Below are 17359 nucleotides of genomic sequence, written 5' to 3' on the forward strand. Positions count from 1 at the left end.
GTCTCCTGCGGCAGAATTACCTTCTTCCGCCACCTCCGCCCGGAGAGCCGAGCCCATGCCCCGCCTGCGCCACGAACTGCGACGTCTGACCGAGCTGGCCGCCCCGGTGGTGGTCGGCCAGCTCGCGACGATGATGCTCACCGTGGTCGACACGCTCATGGTGGGCAACGTGGGCGTGCAGACGCTGGCCGCCGCCTCGCTGGGCCACGTGTGGACCTACGGGACCATGATGTTCGCCATGGGACTGGTCTTCGGGATCGATCCCCTGGTCAGCCAGGCCTTCGGCGCCGGCGACGCCCGTCGGCAGGGACTGGCCCTGCAGCGGGGGATCGTGCTCGGGTTGGTGGTGAGCCTTCCGGTGGCCGTCCTGTGGTGGACGACCGACCACGCCATGGTCCTGCTCGGTCAGACGCCCGAACTGGCCGCGCTCGCCCGCACCTACGTGGTCGTCCAGATTCCGAGTCTGCCCGTGTTCATGGTCTTCGTGGCCTTGCGTCAGTACCTGCAGGCGCGGGGGATCGTGCGGCCGGCCATGGTGGTGGCGATCGTCGCGAACGTGGTGAACGCGCTGGCGAACTGGGTACTGATCTACGGGGAGTTCGGCCTGCCGGCCCTCGGTATCGTCGGGGCCGGACTGGCCACCGCCTCCACCCGCGGCTTCCTGCTGGTCGCGCTGCTGTGGTTGGTCCTGCGCGAGCGCATGCACCGTGACGGATGGACGGGCTGGAGCGCCGACACCTTCCGTTGGAGCGGACTGCGCGAGGTCTTCACGCACGGGTGGCCGGTGGGCCTGCAGCTCTCGTTCGAGGTCTGGGCCTTCCAGGCGGCCACGCTGTTGGCCGGGTGGCTGGGTGAGGCGGAACTCGCCGCCCACACCGTGGTGCTCAACGCGGCCTCGGTGTCGTTCATGGTGCCGATGGGCGTGAGCATGGCGGCGGTCACGCGGGTCGGGAACCTGATCGGCTCCGGGCGGCCGCGGGCGGCGCAACGCGCGGCCTGGGTCGCCCTGGCGGCCGGGGCCGGAGTGATGACGGTGTCGGCGGTGCTGTTCGTCACGCTTCGCGACGTGATCCCGATTCCCTACACCCAGGATCCTGCGGTCCGCGCCCTGGCCGCGAGCGTGTTCCCCATCGCGGCCGCCTTCCAGCTCTTCGACGGCACCCAGGTCGTCGGCGGTGGTGTCCTCCGCGGTATGGGACGCACACGCCCGGTGGCCCTGTTCAACCTCGTGGGCTACTACGTGCTCGCCCTGCCGCTCGCGGCGTGGCTCACGTTCGGACTCGGCTGGGGACTGCACGGGGTGTGGTGGGGCCTCGCCACGGGCCTGGCCACCGTGGCCCTCATGCTGCTGGCCTGGATCCACCGGCGGGGTCCGGCCACCGTGACGCCGGTGGTCAGGCCTGCGGGGTGACCCACAGGACGAAGGCCGCGACGATCACGGCATCGGCCGCGAAGTGCGCCAGGAACACCCAGGCCCAGCTGCGCCGTGCGCGGGCGATCCACGCCCACACCAGGCCGGCCCCGACGATCCCCGTGAAGCGCACGATGGCCAGGGCGGGCTCGTACAGCACCAGCAGGACGACGATGTGGTAGAGGGCGAAGCCGACGCCCGAGAGCCACCATCCGTGTGCACGTCCGAAGGCGCGCTCGGCGCGCGGCAGGAACTGCCCTCGCCACCACCACTCCTCGAACAACGGCACCAGGGCCAGGAACAGCGCCAGGTAGAGGCCGGTGTGGTCCGGGTTCCAGCCGTAGGCGCCCAGGTTCTCGAGATAGGGCTCGGGCGCGGTGATCGCAGCCCGCAGCAGCGCGTAGGCACCGAGGAAGACCGGACCGAACAGCAGCACCGCGAGCGGCGCACCGGTCCACCGCGACAGGTCCTCACCGACTGCCCGCCTCGGGTACCCACCCCGGTTGCTCAGGGGAACGATCCCGAAGAGCAGAGCGGGCACCAGCGCGCAGCCACCGATGACGTAGAGAAGGAAGGCCCACCGCAGATCGTGCAGCCCGTGGAAACCGAAGGCCACCAACCCGACCGGCGCCACCGCCGCGACCAGCAGACGCAGACGCTCGTCCACGGCGTGGTTCAAATCCGCTTCGGCAGACGCGTCTCACCGAGCTCGAGGATCCGTTCGAACTCGTCGCGTGTGAGCGGCATGACCGACAGCCGAGAGTGCTTGATCAGCGCGATGTCCTGCAGCAGCTCGTCGGCCTTGATCTGCTTCAGCGACACCGGCTGCTGCACCGTCTTCACGGCCTCGAGATCGACCGCCACCCACCGATCGTCGTCGGTCGTCGGATCGGGATACTGCTCACGGGTCACCTTGGTCAGGCCCACGACCTCGCGCGGACCGACCGAGTGGTAGACCAGGACCCGGTCCTTCTTCTTCATGGCCTTCAGGTTGTTCCGCGCCTGGTAGTTGCGCACGCCGTCCCAGCAGGCGGTCCCCTCGTCGAGCAGGTCCTGCCACGAGTACGCGCCGGGTTCGGTCTTGACGAGCCAGTAGGAGGGTTCGGTCGGCATGTCGGATCCTTCGGACAGGGGTGCCGATCGAGTATAGAAAGGTGAGCGCCCGATCGCCCCTACGCTCCGGCGTGGACTCCGCGCGCGCCGGCGTGTACCGTCGCCACGTTCCGCCCAACGACGGAGGATCTCGTCATGAAGCCCTGGCTCGTCGCCGCCGCACTCTGCGCGCTGATCGTCGCCCCCATGACCACGCCGGCCGAAGAAGGCCAGGACATCGAGGTCGACGGGCGCCACTTCGCCCCGACCATCGCGATCGAGCACGACGACACCGTGCACGAACTGCACGCGACGGGCTCGCACAAGCGCAAGAAGTTCTTCTTCAGCATCTACGCGGCCGTGGCCTACGTGGGCGGTTCGGACTTCTGGGCCGTCGTCGAGCGCGGGGCCGAGCGCAGCGACTGGGGCGAACTCCTGCTCGGAGCCGAGGGCCCCCACCGCATGCACCTGAAGATGCTGCGCGGTCTCGACGCCACCCGCATCACCAACGGCATCAACGAGGCGATCGAGAAGACGGCCACGCGCCCACTCGAGGAGATCGCCGAGGAGCGAGAGCGCTTCGTCGGGCTGTTCGACGGCGAACTCGACGAGGACCAGAGCCTTCTCATGACCTGGTTCCACGGCGAGGGACTCGAGATCCGGATCGACGAAGAGGTGATCGACACCATCCCCGGCGACGACTTCGCGCGCACCTTCTTCGAGATCTACTTCGGGCCGGAACCGATCGACGACGGGATGAAGGAAGACCTCCTCCGTCGCGTCCGCGGCGACGACTGAATCAGATCACCGTTCCCGGTTCGATCGTGGCCCCCTTCGGCACGACGATGATCCCACCCCGGATGGCGTAGTTCTCCGCGTCGTACTCCTCCACGCCCTTCTCGTTGATCAGCTGGGCGCCGTCGCCGATACGGGTGTCGAGGTCGCAGATCGCATTGCGGATCACGCAGTTCTCGCCCACGCCGATCGGGACCCTGCCCTCGGCCTCCTCGGGGGACTCGTAGCTTCCCGCGCCCATGAAGATCGTGTTCTCGAGCTCGCAATTCTTGCGCAGAACCGCACGGATCCCGATGATCGAACGCCTGACCCGACTTCCCTCGAGGATGGCTCCCTCGGCCAGGATCGCCTGCTCGATGTCGCAGTGCTGGATCTTGGTGCCGGGCAGGAAACGGGCGTGCGTGTAGATGGGGCGCTCGGCGTCGTAGAGGTTCAACGGAGGCACCGTCTCGACCAGGTCGAGGTTCGCGCGGTGGAACGCGGGAATCGTGCCGATGTCCTCCCAGTAGCCGTCGTAGGGGAAGGCGTACACGGCGTGTTGCTCGATGGCCCGCGGGATCACCTCGCGGCCGAAGTCCGTCGACGCGCCGTCGTCGAGCAGCTCCTCGAGCACGCCGGTGGTGAAGGTGTAGATGCCCATGCTGGCCAGCAGCATGTCGTCGCTGCAGTCCTTCAGGCCCATGCGCTCGAACGTGCCCTTCGGTGGAGTCAACTCGTCGAGCTGCTCCTCTTCCTGCGGCTTCTCGACGAAGGCGATGATCCGCCCGTTCTCGTCGACGTGCATGATCCCGAAGCTCTTCGCCTGCTCGCGGGTCACGGCCTTCACCGCGATGCTCACCGACGCCTCGCGCTCGCGGTGGAAACGCAGGAACGAGCCGAGGTCCATCAGATAGAGCTGGTCGCCCGACAGGACGAGGATCTCGCTCGGCCGGCCGTCGGTCAGCCGCGTGATGTTCTGCCGCACCGCGTCGGCCGTGCCCTGGTACCAGTCGCGGTTGGTCACCGTCTGCTCGGCCGCGAGAATGTTCACGAAGCCGCGGCTGAAGGTGTCGAAGCGATAGGTCTGCGAGATGTGCCGGTGCAGGCTCGCCGTGTTGAACTGGGTCAGGAGATAGATCCGGTCGAGGCCGGCGTGCAGGCTGTTGCTGATCGGGATGTCGATCAGCCGGAAGCGCCCACCCACCGGCACGGCGGGTTTGGCGCGGTCGCGGGTCAGCGGCCACAGCCGCGCCCCCTGTCCACCACCGAGGATCGCGGTCACCACCTGGCTCGTACGCTTCCTCATGACGATCCTTCCCGGCCGGCCTTCCGTGCGCTTCCGGCCCGAATGCGGGGATACAGGGGCGGACCTCGCAGCCTAGCCAGCACCGGTGACGGGCTCAAGTGTCGCTTCGTGATCCCGCGCTTGACGCACCCCTCAGCCGAACCGACCGTGCCTTCGCCGAACCCGCAGTCCAGAGGTCGATCGTGAACGAATCCCGCTCCTCGTCGAGCGCGCCCCCGCACGACGGCGAAACGGTCGCTCCCGAGGCGGTGGCGACCTTTCTCGTGCGGCTGGGCAAGGCTCTGCACACCTATGGGACTCCCAGCCACCGGACCGAGGACGCTCTCACACGCGTGGCACGACGTCTGGGGGTGCGCGGTCAGTTCCTGGTGACGCCGACCTCGATCCTCGGTTCCTTCGGCGAGGACGATGCCCAGATCACCCGCCTCGCCCGCGTCGACGCGGGCGAGACCGACCTCCGGAAACTGACGCAATTGCACCAGGTCATCCGGGACGTGTTCGCCGGCACGCTCGGAATCCGGGCGGCGAGCGCCGCCGTCGACGAGATCCAGGCCGCGCCCCCGGCCTACGGACCCCTCCTGGCGTGGCTCGCCTTCGCTGCGACATCGGCGGCCGCCGCCCGGTTCTTCGACGGCGGAGTCGCCGAGATCCTGGCGTCGGCCGGAGCGGGTGCCGCCATCGGACTGCTGAACATCGTGGGGTCGGAGCGGCCCCGGCTCACCCGCCTGCTCCCGGTCCTGTCGGGGATGGTCGCCGCTCTGCTCGCGGGCGTGTTGGCGGCCACCCACGGCGTGTTCGCACCGATCGTGATCCTGGCCAGCCTGATCGTCCTGCTCCCGGGGCTCACCCTGACCGTGGCCATGAACGAGCTGGCCCTGAACCACGTGGTCAGCGGGACGGCGCGCATGACCGCGGCAACGGTGACCTTCCTGGAGCTGGCCTTCGGCGTGGCCCTCGGGAGCGAGATCGCGCGCCGGGTCGCAGGCATCGTCACGGTGCCGGCCGCGCCGTCCCACCTGCCGGAATGGACCGTGGCTCCGGCCCTGGCGGTGGCCGCCCTGTCGTTGACCGTGCTCTTCCGCGCCCGGATCCACGACGCACTGCTGATCCTGCTCATGGCCACCATCGCCTTCGCCACGGCGCGTCTGGGCACCGGAGCCTTCGGCCCCGAGCTCGGTGCGGGCCTGGGCGCTCTGGGGCTGGGAGTCGCCGCCAACGCCGCCTCGCGGTGGCTCGATCAGCCGACGGCCATCGCCCTGCTGCCCGCGCTGCTCCTGCTCGTGCCCGGAAGCCTCGGGTTCCGGAGTCTCCAGGCCCTCCTGGCCGACGACGTCGTCGGCGGGATCGAGTCGCTGTTCACCATGGCGATCGTCGCCGTCGCCCTCGTCAGCGGACTCCTCGTGGCCAACCTGCTGGTGATTCCCCGGCGTCTCCTCTGATCCACGGCGTCCACCGATCGGGTCGCCCGGCGTGTCCCCGCCCGCGGACGCCTGGCCCGGAACGTACCGCAGGGTACGTGTCACGAAAACATAAACCGTTACCATGATTGGCGTTACGCCATCAGCGGTACACCGGGCGCCTGGCCTGGTCCTCGCCAGGCGAGGGAGTGGACCCGTGATCGCGGCGGACGGGATCCCCCCGCCGCCCGTGACCCGGGGAGAGGAGACGCCATGAGACGCTTGTTCACGATCACCGCACTCGGCCTCGGCCTGGCCCTCGCTTCCGTGGCCCCCGATCCGGCGACTGCCGGTGTCCGCGCCCGCGTCGAACTCGAGAAGAGGGTCGGCCCCGCGCAGGTCCGGGTTCGTCTGCACACCCCCGACCGCGTGGTTCGCCACCGAGGTCCCGCACCGATCCGCGTGCAACGTGCCGACCCCTGGTTCCGTCTCTCGCGGCGCGACCGTGCCGTCGCTCACCGCCTGTCGGTGGTGACGGGCATCGCAGAACGCCCACTGGTCGTGAAACGGGCCCGGGGCCTGACCTGGACGCGCATCGCCCGCATGCACCGGATCACGCACCGCGAACTCTTCGTCGCCCAGCACCCCCGACGCTTCGCGCAGTGGCTCGGCCATCGGCCCCCCTCGAACGGGCCGTGCCACGACTCCGACCGCGGCCGGGGCCACGGCCGCGGACACCGCGGCGGCCATCGTCGCCACTGAGTCCGGTCCTGGGACACATCTTGCAACCGTGGGACGGCACCCTCGGAACGAGCGAAGGACCCCGATGGGGGTCCTTCGCCCCGTTCCGTCCACGACAGGACATCCCGCCGCCCCCGACGGCGGAGACCGGAGCCGGACCATGCGGATCGAACGAACCGGAACGAAGATCCACGTCCCGGTCATGCTGATCGTCCTGACCGCGCTGGCCGCCTGCTCGGGCGGCGACGATCCCACGGTCCCCACGCCGACCACCGGAGGTCTGACGATCGCCGTCGACGGCGTACCCGCTGGGATCGAGGTCGACCTCGGGATCGCGGGTCCGGCGTCGTTCTCGGCCGTGGTCCACCGCGACACGACCCTGACCGGACTCATGCCGGGTTCGTACGTCCTGAGCGCATCGACGGCGATCGACGATCTGCTCGAGTACGTGCCCGATGGTGCCGCGCGCGCGCGCACCGTGGAAGCCGGCGAGACCGCGACGATCGAAGTCGTGTACACGGCCGTCGTCGCGCGCGGTCATCTGGCCGTCGAGGTCAGCGGACTGCCCGACGGGACCGAGGGAGCCGTCCTGCTGACCGGTCCCGGCGGATACCAGCGTTCGATCGTGGCGACCGACACCCTGCGCTCGCTGGCAGCCGGCTCGTACGACGTCACCGCCACCGCCGTCAGCGACGGTTCGCTCGCCTACGTGCCCGTGCCGGCCCGTGCCGACGTCGACGTCCCGGCCGGCGCAACGGTGACGGCCGCCGTCGGCTACGCGCCCCAGGAACTCGGGAGCCTGGATTTCGAGCTCACGGGCATCGAGATCGTCCAGTCCGTCCAGCGCGCGGCATCGGACGTTGCGTTGATCCGAAGCCGCGACGCGCTGGCGCGTGTGTACGTCGCGGCCAGTGAGGCGTCGCCTCTCCTGCCCGACGTACAACTCGAGATCCGCGTGAACGGGGACGTGGTCGCGACCCCGACGATCGAGCCGACCTTCGCTTCGGTGCCCACCCGGACCGACCGGGGTGATCTGGCGACCAGCTACAACTGGACGATCCCGGGGATCCACGTCCAACCGGGTCTGGAGATCGTGGCCACCGTCGACCCTGAAGCCGCGGTGGTCGAGGCGGACGAGACGAACAACACCTTCCCGGACGACGGTAGCCGCCGGAGCTTCACGGTCGCGTCGATCGATCCCCTGCCCCTGACCCTGGTCCCGATCCGTCAGAGCGTGAACGGTGAGACCGGCGATGTGGACGGCGGCAATGTCGAGACCTTCGTCACGACGGCGCGAGCCCTGTACCCCTTCCCCGACGTCGACGTCTCCGTGCGCCCGGTCTACACGACCGACGCTCCGGTCCTGCAGTCCGGCGACGGGAACGGCGCCTGGAGCACGATCCTCCAGGAGGTCCAGCTCCTGCGGCAGACCGACGGTGTCGACGCCTATTACTTCGGAGTGGTCCGCACCACGTATTCCTCCGGCGTGGCGGGTCTCGGATACATTCCGTCGAGCCGTACGTCGGACTATCGCACGGCGATCGGCTGGGACCGCCCGAACAGCCGGGCCGGCGTGCTGGCGCACGAACTGGGTCACAACCTGGGACGCTACCACGCACCGTGCGGTGGACCCGCCAACCCCGATCCCGACTACCCCTACGGTGGCGGAAGCATCGGGCAGTGGGGCTTCGACGCGCGGACCGGACAGCTCGTCGATCCTGTCGAAACGCGCGACATCATGACCTACTGCAACCCGCAGTGGATCAGCGACTACCACTTCGAGGGCATCCTCGAATTCATGGACGCCACGTTGACCCGTCGCACCACGGCCCAGCAGACCTGTCTGCTGGTGTGGGGACGAATCCGCGACGGTGAAATGGTGCTCGACCCGGCCGCGGTGCTCACGGCGCGACCGAACATCCCCACGACACCGGGAGATCACCGGGTCCGCGCGGTCGACGCCGACGGCAACATCCTCGTGGACCTGTCCTTCGATCCGCCCCGGATCGGCTGCGCCGACGCGCCGGACGCGAGTGCCTTCACCTGGTTGATCCCGATCGCGGACACGGCCGCCCGACGGCTGCACCGCGTGGCGGTGCGCGGAGCGGGACGTGAGGTCGAACGGACCGCCCGCGAGGACACCGGGACGGCCGCGCGTCGACCGGTGCAGCGACTCGAACGGACCGGCCCCGGCCGCGCCGTCCTGCGCTGGGACGCCACCGAGCGTCCGCTCGCGATCGTCCGGGACGCTCGCGAGGGCACCGTGCTGGCCATCGGCCGGCAGGGTACGCTGGACTTCGCGTGCACTGCGGCCGAGGTCGACGTGATCTTCTCCGACGGCGTGCGCAGTCAGGTGTGGTCGCACACGCTGGACTGAGGCAGGATTCCGCGCGAACGCCGCGCGACCCCGTTCCGAAAGGACGACCCATGAGGACGCGATTCCTGTTGCCCGTCCTGACCCTGATGGCCCTGCAGGTCCCGATCGAGGCGGCCGGCCAGTTGCCGGTCTCGATCCGGGCGTCGGCCCTCTACGCCCGCCAGGCCGCCACGCTGGACGCGACCGCCGCCGGCGTCGACCTCGGCGAGACCGACACCAGCGCCAACGCGCTGGGCGCCGAGGTGCGTGTCGGAATCCCGGTCGTGGGAATCGACCTCGGCCTGCACTACCTGCGTCACTTCGGCGACGTGGGCCCCGAGTTCGACGACGAGATCTCCGGCGTGGCCGAGTTCGGCCTGGCCGCCAACGAGATCGCGATCTTCGCCGAGAAGCACTACGAGCTGCTGCCGCTGTCGCCGATCGCCCCCTACGTGGGCGTGGGCGCATCGTACGCGCGCATCGAACTGTCCGACGACCTCGACGTCACGGCCGGCTTCGACGGGGCGAGCGATCTCGAGGCCTCGGCCAACACCGCGCGCATCTACGCCGTCGGGGGCATCGACCTGATCGGTGGGCTCGGGCTCGTGGGACGGGCGGGCTACACCTTCAGCGGGACCTACGAACTCGAGACCGACCTGCCCCTCGACGTCGACGGCGCCGACGCGAACATCGAAGTCGACTACGACGGCTTCTACGCGTCGATCGGTCTGTCGCTCTTCGGGATCTGACCCTCGAGCGGGCGGGGCGCGCTCAACGCGTGCCCCGCACCGTCCGGGCGAACCAGGCGATGAACAGGGCGAACACGGCTGCCCCGGCCAGCGCCGCCACGAGCTCGCTGCCGGCCCATCCGGTCCCGATTCCCTCGGGGCGGCGCCCGAGGGCCAACGTGATCCCGGCGAGCAGGACGCCCAGCAGTCCTTCACCGCCCACGAACCCACTGCCCAGCAGCACACCACGCTCCCGACGCCCCGAGCGTTCCTCGTGGTCGCGCGCGCGGCTCTCCATGAGGTGGCGTAGCAGTCCGCCCAGGAACACGGGCACCATGGTCGCCACCGGCAGGTACACCCCCACCGCGAAGGGCAGCGAGGGGATCCGCAGCAGTTCGCACACGACGGCCAGACCGGCACCGATCCCGACCAGGGTCCACGGCAGCTGCTGGTCGAGCACGCCTTCGATCACCAGCTTCATGAGCGTGGCCTGCGGTGCGGGCAGTTCGTCACCCCCGAAGCCGAAGGTGCTGGCCAGCAGGATGACCGACAGACAGACGAAGGTCGCCGACGTGAGCACGCCGGCCAGCTCGCCGATCTGCTGGCGACGCGGCGTCGCGCCGAGGAGGAAGCCGGTCTTGAGGTCCTGTGAGGTGTCACCGCTGATCGACGCTGCGATCGCCACGACCGTGCCCACCGTGAGTGCGGTGGCCTTGCCCAGGGCGTCGGTCCAACCCAGGGCCAGGAAGATCAACGAGGTCCCGAGCAACGCGGCGATGGTCATGCCGCTCGTGGGGTTCGACGTCACGCCGACCATCCCCACGATGCGCGAGGCCACCGTGACGAAGAAGAACGCGAAGATCACGACGCACACCGCCGCCACGATCCGGCCGAAGGCGGCGAAGTCGCCGCCGAACACGGCGGGCACGAAGGCCAGCACGCACGCGATGATCAGCACCCCGATCACCACGACGCGCAGCGAGAGGTCCTGGCCGGTGCGCGGAATCTCGACGGCACCCGCGGCGCCCCCCACGCGGCCCTTCAACTGTTCCATCCCCAACCGGAAGCTCTCCACCATCACCGGAATGCTGCGCATCAGCGTGATGATCCCCGCGGTGGCCACCGCTCCGGCACCGATGTAGCGCACGTAGCGCGTCCAGATCTGCGACGCGCCCATTTCGTTGATGGTCAGCAGGGTCTCGGGGAACAGAGGCACCGCACGCCCCTCGCCCCAGTAGGCAATGGCGGGAATGATCACCAACCACGACAGCAGACCGCCGCCGACCATGATCGTGGCGATCCTCAGGCCCAGGATGTAGCCCACCCCGAAGAGCGCGGCCGAGATCTCGCTGCCCAGCTGCGCCTTCTTCAACAGGGGCAGTTTGAACTCCACGTCGCCGGGGATCAGACTCACCCAACTCGTGAGCGCCTTCAGCGCCGCTCCCATTCCGAGCCCGACGAACACGTTGCGCGCCCGGCCACCGCCGACCTCGCTCGCCACCAGCACCTCGGCGCAGGCCGTTCCCTCGGGATAGGGCAGGTTCCCGTGTTCGCGTTCGATCAGGTATCGACGCAAGGGGATCATGAACAGGATCCCGAGGCATCCGCCGCACATGGCCAACAGGGTCATCTGCAGGAGGCTCGGGTTCATCTCCCACAGGAACAGGGCCGGTAGCGTGAAGATCACCCCGCTGGCCACCGAACTCGAGGCCGAGCCGATCGTCTGCGACAGATTCGCCTCGAGGATCGAGCCGCTCTTCCCCGCCGCGGACAGTGCCTTGAAGCCGGCCACCGTCATCACCGCCACCGGGATCGACGTGCTGATGGTCAGCCCTGCCTTCAGGCCCAGGTAGGCGTTCGCCCAGCCGAAGATGATCCCGAAGAGCACCCCGAAACCGATCGACGGCAACGAGAACTCCGTGGGGGTCCGCGCCGCGGGAACGTAGGGCTGGTAGGTCTCCCCTTCGGGAAGTGCGGTGTAGGCGGTGTCGTCGAGACCGCGGCGTTCGGACATGGGCAGGATCTCCGGGACGGGTCGTGGCGGTACGCGGACGAAGGAGCGTGGACGAGCCCGGGCCGGGGGTCAAGACCGGGGCGAGCGGCCCACGGGACTCAAGACGCGGGCGCGACCGGCCGAATACCGGGAACGATCGCCCGTGTCCGTGTCTCGACCCGAACGAGTCCGATGAATCTGCGCGCCCGCCTGCTCTCCGTCTTCCTCCCGCTCACCGTGGCCCCGGCCCTGGTCTTCGGCGTGGTGCAGTGGTGGACGCTGGGCGAGATCGAGCGCTTCGAGCAGCGTGGGATCGATCGTACCGAAGAGGCCGAGTCGGTCGTCGCCGGGCAGCTGCGGACCATGCACGGACTGCTCGAACGCGAGATCCAGAGCGGCCAGCTCGAGGTCGCCCACCGGATCGCCGACGTCCTCGACGCCGAGATCGAAGCCCGGGTGCTCCTGGCCCGGGTGATCGCCGGTTCCGAGCTGACGAGACGAGCCGCCGCGCCCGGAACGCACGACGCCGGGCTGTGGCTCCGGCGGATGCGGACCCTCGTGCGCCAGGCGGGTCTCGCCGAGATCGCGCTCCTCGACAGCGACGGATTCGAGATCCACGCGGTCGGCGGCCGGGTTCGTCTCCCGGGCACGGGTCCCCCCGTCGGCACGGCGCCTCTCGTCAACAGGAGCCCCGACGAATCGACACGTCCCTGGTGGCGTGCCCGTCGAGCCGAGCCATCGGCCACCGTCTCCGTGCACTCCGGGCCGAACCCGGATCTGCCCGACACGATGACCTCGCTGGTCGTGGCCCATTCCGTGGCGCCGGGCGACCCCGATGCGTCCATCGGTTCCCGGGACCGCACCCCCGTCGTGAAGGTGGTCGTGCCCTTCGGCGACCTCGTCGAACGCGCCGCCGATCTGCACGAGCCCGGTGCCCACCTGGTCGTCCTCACCGCCGCGGGCGACACGCTGCACTCCGGCCACCCGGCCGCGAGCGTCGCCCCCGCGTCGGCCAGCCGCGAGGTCGCGCACCGTCACGGATTGATCGTGGAGTACCACGCCACGAGCGCACGCGCAGCCGAGGCTCGCCGTCGTCTGGAGTCCATCGAGGACCGGATCCTGCAGTTCCCGGTCGAGCTCGCGGCCGAGGCCAGGACCTTCGCCGGGCAGACCCGCCGGATGGAACTCTGGGTGGCCGCGATGGCGCTCGTCGGCGCACTGCTCACGGCCGGCTTCGTCGCGTGGATCTCCCGCGACATCAGCCGGCCGGTGACCGCTCTGTCCCGTCTGGCGCGCACGATCGCGCGCGGCGACCTCGACACACCGATCCATGTTCGGGGCGTGAACGAGGTCGCGGAGCTCGGCGACGACCTCGATCGCATGCGTCGCCGTCTGCAGGTCCAGATGAGCGCTCTGCAACGCGCGAACAACGACATGAAGCGCGCCATGGAGATCAAGTCGCAGTTCCTGGCGAACATGAGCCACGAGATCCGTACGCCGATGAACGGTGTCCTCGGCATGACGGAGCTCCTGCTGGGCACCGAACTCGATCACGAGCAACGACAGTACGCCGAGACCGTTCACGGTTCCGGTGAGACGCTCATGCGCGTGATCAACGACATCCTCGACCTGTCGAAGATCGAGGCCGGAAAGATGTCCATCGAGACGGTCCGCTTCCCCCTGCGGGCTTCGATCGAGGAGACCGCCGACCTCATGGCGCTGCGGGCACACGAGAAGGATCTCGACCTGGTCGCCGTACTCGATCCGGGCCTGGCCAGCGTGGCGCTCGGCGATCCGACCCGGCTGCGTCAGGTCCTCGGCAACCTGGTGAGCAACGCGATCAAGTTCACCCAGGCCGGCGAAGTGGTGATCCGCGTTTCCGAATCACGCCCCACCGATGAGGCCCTCGAACTCCGGTTCGACGTGAGCGACACGGGCGTGGGGATCTCGGCCGAACAGCAGCAGAGCCTGTTCCGACCCTTCACGCAGGTCGACGCTTCGACCACGCGCCGCTACGGGGGCACCGGCCTGGGTCTGGCGATCAGCAAGCAGCTGGTCGAACGCATGAACGGCGGGATCGGGGTCCAGAGCGAGCCCGGGCGGGGATCGACCTTCACGTTCACGGTGCGGCTGGGGCTGCCGGGGGACCACACCGATCCGGCCCCGGTACTGTGTCCCGACGGGGCGAGCCGGCGGATGCTGATCTGCGACGACAATGCGACCGTTCGACAGCAGCTCAGCTTCGAACTGCTGCCGTGCGGTGTGCACGTCGACATCGTGCCCGACTGCGAGGCCGCCCGCCCCTTCGTGCAGCGCGCCATCGACGAGGACGAGGCCTACGACGTCATCCTCGCGGACTGGCCGCTGGTCTCCCGCGATGACGCGCTGTGCAGGGAATTCCGGAAGCTCACCGAGGCCACCGGAGCCACCGTGCTCGCCCTGGTCCCCCTCGGCCAACCCTGGGACGCCGGCGAGGCCCGAGAGGCAGGGGTCGCGGGCATGATCGCGAAACCCGTGAAGCGGCACGAGCTGTACCACCGGCTCAGCGACGTGTTCGACGAGAACGCGGCTCCCGTCGCATCGACACCCGCGACTTCCGAGGACACGATGCCCCTCCCCGAGGGAGCCGTGCTCGTGGCCGAGGACAATCCGGTGAACCAGCAACTGATCCACCGGCTGCTGCAGAAGGTCGGAATCGACGACGTGACGGTCGTCGAGAACGGGCAGCTCGCGCTGGATGCTCTCTGCACCCGCGACTTCGCGCTGGTCCTCATGGACATGCAGATGCCGGTGGTGGACGGTCTGACGGCGACCCACCGCATCCGCGAGTCCGGCTCCGGGGTCCGCGACCCACGAATTCCGGTCGTCGCCCTCACCGCCAACGCCATGAACGGTGACCGGGAGCGCTGCCTGGCGGCCGGCATGGACGACTACATGGCCAAGCCGGTTCGCCTGGCCACTCTCCGCGAGGTCCTCCGCCGTCACCTGCGGCCCTCGGTGGCGTCCTGATCGACCCGTGGCCGGTCGCCGGCCCCGGTGCTACGCTCCCCGGCCCGACCCCGACCGAGGACGAGCCATGGCCGAGACGCGCGACGACTGGCACGAGCACTTCTTCGAGGGCCTGTGGCTCGAGGTCCAGGAACATTCCTTCGGACCGACCGAGACCCGCGAGCTGGTCGACGCCGCCCGCGAGGCGCTGCAACTCACGCCCGACGCGCGGCTGCTCGACGTGCCCTGCGGCAACGGCCGGGTGGCGGTCGAGCTGGCGGCCCGCGGCCATCCGGTGACCGGTGTCGATCGCTCGGCGCCACTGATCGAGCGCGCGCGTGCCGCCGCGCGGGAACGGGGCGCCGACGTCCGGTGGATCGAGTCGGACATGTGGCAGCTCTCCCTCGACGCGACCTTCGACGCCGCAGTGTGCCTGTGGTCGAGTCTGGGCTACGGCAGCGAGACCGACGACGACCGCTTCCTCGCGTCCGTCACGGATGCGCTGGAGCCCGGCGGAGGCTTCCTGCTCGAGACCCACGTGGTCGAGACCCTGCTCCCCTGGTTCGAGCCCCACGGCTTCCGTTGGGCGGGCGATGTCGCCGTTGCGGAGAACCGCGCCTACGACCACGCCCGGGGCCGACTCGACACCGAATGGGTGCTCAGCGCACCCGACCGACGCGAGCACCGCACCAGCTCCCTGCGTCTCTACACCTACCGGGAACTCCTGGAACGCCTGTCGAGGCACGGGCTGGGCGAGTTCGAGGCCTACGGCTCTCCCGATCTCGAACCCTTCGAGCTGGGTTCCTCGAGACTGCTGCTGGTGGCACGTCGCTCCTGATCCGGTGCACCATCCCGTCTAAAGGTCGCGATCGGTCCGCCCGATACTCAGGGGTGGCGGGACACCTCTGCCGTGTGCCCCGGCTCGAACGGAGCTGATGCCCCGATGACCGTGACCGACGAACCCACTGCCTGCACCGGCGCCACCGGAGCCGGGATCGACGTGGACCAGTGCGCCGCCTTCCGAGCGATGCTCGACAGTGTCGTCGTCCACGACGCGGACGACCACCGCGTTCTCGCGGCGAACCCGGTCCTCGTCGAATGGCTGCGGACCCCGGCCGAGGAACTGAAGGGGCGCGACTTCTTCGAACTCTTCGGCCCCGACGGCGCCCGGCTCCTGCGCGAGGGTTTCACCAATGGCTCCGGCGGTCCGAGCGGCGAGTTGCGCCTGACCTGTCCCGACGGCGATCGCTGGGTTCTGCTCCGGAGTCGTCGGAATTCCTTCGCACACGGCTCGCACTGGGTCACCACGCTGCGCGACGTCACCGAGCGGAAGCAGGCCCACGAACAGTCGCTCGCGGCCCGCGCCGAGGCCGAGCAAGCGCATCGGCGCCGCAGCGAGTACATCGCCGCGATCAGCCACGAATTGCGTACGCCCATGAGCGGAATTCTGGGGATGAGTTCGTTGTTGCTCGAAGGGGAACTCCCCCGCGACCAGCGCGAGTACGTCGAGACCATCCAGAGCACGGCCGAGAGCCTGGTCGGGCTGCTGAACGAGATCCTCGACCTCGCCAAGATCGACCGCGGTCACTTCCAGATCGACCACACGACCTTCTCCCCGCGCGACGTCTGCACCAGCGCGATCCGGCTCCTGCGCTCGAACGCCGGATCGGCGGGGATCGATCTGCGCTTCGAGACCGAAGGCGTCCTGCCCGGCGCGTGCACCGGCGATCCGGTGCGCCTGGGACAGGTGCTGGTCAACCTGCTCGGCAACGCCCTGAAGTTCACCCACTCCGGCCACGTCGTCCTGCGGGTCCACGGGCAGCCCGACGACGCCGACCACGTACGACTCCGCTTCGAGATCGAGGACACCGGCATCGGGATCGAGCCCGACGTCCTGCCGCGAGTGTTCGAGCCCTTCGCCCAGGCGCGGGGAAGTTCCGGATCGGCCTACGGTGGGACCGGGCTGGGCCTGGCCATCAGCCAGAAACTCGTGGAGATGATGGGCTCGCGGATCGAGGTCCGCAGCGAGGTCGGTCGGGGTTCGGTGTTCTGGTTCGAGCTCGGGATGGAGACGTCCGGAACGGCCCGGGAAATGGTCGACGCGGGCGAGGGCGACGTCCTGTACGTGGGGCGTCCTGGCGATCGCCGCCAGGCATTCGTCGAGGCCCTCGACACCGCCGGCCTGAGCGTCGAGATCTGCGAGCTCTCGTCGGCCGCCCTCGATCGGATCCGCGCGCGACGCGCGAGCGACCGGCCCTACCGGCTGGTCCTGGTCGAACAACAGCTTCCCGACCTCGACGGCGAGACCTTCGGCCGCTCGGTCCGCAATCGTCTGCGTGACTCCGACACGCCGCTGGCCATGGTCGCGTCCGAGCAGCGCCCGGTGGCTCCCGAGCGAGCCGAGCGCTCGGGTTTCGAGCACGTCGTGCGGACCCCGGGCGACGCCACGGGACTGGTCGATCCGGGTCGAGGCGAGCACGACGGCTCGGCGACTCCGGATCCGGAGGCAGCACCCGAGACGCCGGCGAACGACGACCCCGCCGTCCTCGTCGTCGAGGACAATCCGGTCAACC

General features: G+C 69.5%; 13 protein-coding genes. 9 read left to right on the forward strand and 4 right to left on the reverse strand.

Features of this window, described 5'->3' with window-relative positions; translation table 11 throughout:
* Window positions 1-55: 55 nt before the first annotated feature.
* A complete protein-coding gene (locus VKA86_04965; protein HKK70547.1) occupies window positions 56-1411 on the forward strand; it encodes an MATE family efflux transporter in 1356 nt (451 codons plus the stop codon).
* On the opposite strand, the gene VKA86_04970 is transcribed toward VKA86_04965, so the two are convergent.
* Window positions 1395-2090 carry a CPBP family intramembrane glutamic endopeptidase gene (locus VKA86_04970; GenBank protein ID HKK70548.1) on the reverse strand — a complete coding sequence of 232 codons (696 nt, stop codon included), beginning with the start codon at window positions 2088-2090 and terminating at the stop codon, window positions 1395-1397. The genes VKA86_04965 and VKA86_04970 overlap by 17 nt on opposite strands.
* Window positions 2087-2524, reverse strand: a complete 438-nt coding sequence (locus VKA86_04975) for an EVE domain-containing protein (protein HKK70549.1) — start codon at window positions 2522-2524, stop codon at window positions 2087-2089. The genes VKA86_04970 and VKA86_04975 overlap by 4 nt, the downstream gene beginning before the upstream one ends.
* Window positions 2525-2659: 135 nt before the next feature.
* Between VKA86_04975 and VKA86_04980 the strand changes: the two genes are divergently transcribed.
* Window positions 2660-3301: a chalcone isomerase family protein gene (locus VKA86_04980; protein ID HKK70550.1), complete on the forward strand. Its 642-nt coding sequence runs from the start codon at window positions 2660-2662 to the stop codon at window positions 3299-3301.
* Window position 3302: 1 nt separating this feature from the next.
* Here VKA86_04980 and VKA86_04985 read toward each other — a convergent pair whose 3' ends face one another.
* Window positions 3303-4583, reverse strand: a complete 1281-nt coding sequence (locus VKA86_04985) for a glucose-1-phosphate adenylyltransferase (protein ID HKK70551.1) — start codon at window positions 4581-4583, stop codon at window positions 3303-3305.
* A 182-nt stretch (window positions 4584-4765) separates the two neighbouring features.
* On the opposite strand from VKA86_04985, the gene VKA86_04990 reads away from it, so the two are divergent.
* The 4 genes from VKA86_04990 (at window position 4766) to VKA86_05005 (ending at window position 9826) form a co-directional block, all read left to right on the forward strand.
* Window positions 4766-6022 (forward strand): threonine/serine exporter family protein, encoded by a 1257-nt coding sequence (locus tag VKA86_04990; protein HKK70552.1) that lies wholly within the window; start codon window positions 4766-4768, stop codon window positions 6020-6022.
* 231 nt (window positions 6023-6253) lie between these two features.
* Entirely contained in the window at window positions 6254-6742 is a 489-nt protein-coding gene (locus VKA86_04995) for a hypothetical protein (protein HKK70553.1), read from the forward strand.
* Between the two features lie 139 nt (window positions 6743-6881).
* Window positions 6882-9098 carry a zinc-dependent metalloprotease family protein gene (locus tag VKA86_05000; protein ID HKK70554.1) on the forward strand — a complete coding sequence of 739 codons (2217 nt, stop codon included), beginning with the start codon at window positions 6882-6884 and terminating at the stop codon, window positions 9096-9098.
* A gap of 50 nt (window positions 9099-9148) precedes the next feature.
* The gene (locus tag VKA86_05005; protein ID HKK70555.1) at window positions 9149-9826 is read left to right on the forward strand and encodes a hypothetical protein; all 678 of its coding nucleotides are present in this window, start codon (window positions 9149-9151) and stop codon (window positions 9824-9826) included.
* 22 nt (window positions 9827-9848) lie between these two features.
* Here the strand turns inward: VKA86_05005 and VKA86_05010 are convergent, their stop codons facing one another.
* Window positions 9849-11819, reverse strand: coding sequence for an oligopeptide transporter, OPT family (locus VKA86_05010; protein HKK70556.1), 1971 nt, complete (start codon window positions 11817-11819; stop codon window positions 9849-9851).
* Window positions 11820-11990: 171 nt separating this feature from the next.
* On the opposite strand from VKA86_05010, the gene VKA86_05015 reads away from it, so the two are divergent.
* From VKA86_05015 to VKA86_05025, 3 genes are all read left to right on the forward strand, one after another.
* Complete coding sequence (locus VKA86_05015; protein HKK70557.1) at window positions 11991-14807, forward strand: response regulator; 2817 nt, start codon at window positions 11991-11993, stop codon at window positions 14805-14807.
* A gap of 67 nt (window positions 14808-14874) precedes the next feature.
* The gene (locus VKA86_05020) at window positions 14875-15624 is read left to right on the forward strand and encodes a class I SAM-dependent methyltransferase (GenBank protein ID HKK70558.1); all 750 of its coding nucleotides are present in this window, start codon (window positions 14875-14877) and stop codon (window positions 15622-15624) included.
* A gap of 105 nt (window positions 15625-15729) precedes the next feature.
* Window positions 15730-17359: ATP-binding protein (locus tag VKA86_05025; GenBank protein HKK70559.1), on the forward strand; the 1630-nt coding region annotated here is incomplete at its 3' end.

This window comes from Candidatus Krumholzibacteriia bacterium, from assembly GCA_035268685.1.
Lineage (GTDB): Bacteria > Krumholzibacteriota > Krumholzibacteriia > JAJRXK01 > JAJRXK01 > JAJRXK01.

Bases quoted from the DNA above. Each gene is read 5' to 3' on its own strand.
- VKA86_04965 (HKK70547.1), top strand. From the start codon at position 56: ATGCCCCGCCTGCGCCACGAACTGCGACGTCTGACCGAGCTGGCCGCC.
- VKA86_04975 (HKK70549.1), bottom strand. From the start codon at position 2,524: ATGCCGACCGAACCCTCCTACTGGCTCGTCAAGACCGAACCCGGCGCG.
- VKA86_04980 (HKK70550.1), top strand. From the start codon at position 2,660: ATGAAGCCCTGGCTCGTCGCCGCCGCACTCTGCGCGCTGATCGTCGCC.
- VKA86_04985 (HKK70551.1), bottom strand. From the start codon at position 4,583: ATGAGGAAGCGTACGAGCCAGGTGGTGACCGCGATCCTCGGTGGTGGA.
- VKA86_04995 (HKK70553.1), top strand. From the start codon at position 6,254: ATGAGACGCTTGTTCACGATCACCGCACTCGGCCTCGGCCTGGCCCTC.
- VKA86_05000 (HKK70554.1), top strand. From the start codon at position 6,882: ATGCGGATCGAACGAACCGGAACGAAGATCCACGTCCCGGTCATGCTG.
- VKA86_05005 (HKK70555.1), top strand. From the start codon at position 9,149: ATGAGGACGCGATTCCTGTTGCCCGTCCTGACCCTGATGGCCCTGCAG.
- VKA86_05010 (HKK70556.1), bottom strand. From the start codon at position 11,819: ATGTCCGAACGCCGCGGTCTCGACGACACCGCCTACACCGCACTTCCC.
- VKA86_05015 (HKK70557.1), top strand. From the start codon at position 11,991: ATGAATCTGCGCGCCCGCCTGCTCTCCGTCTTCCTCCCGCTCACCGTG.
- VKA86_05020 (HKK70558.1), top strand. From the start codon at position 14,875: ATGGCCGAGACGCGCGACGACTGGCACGAGCACTTCTTCGAGGGCCTG.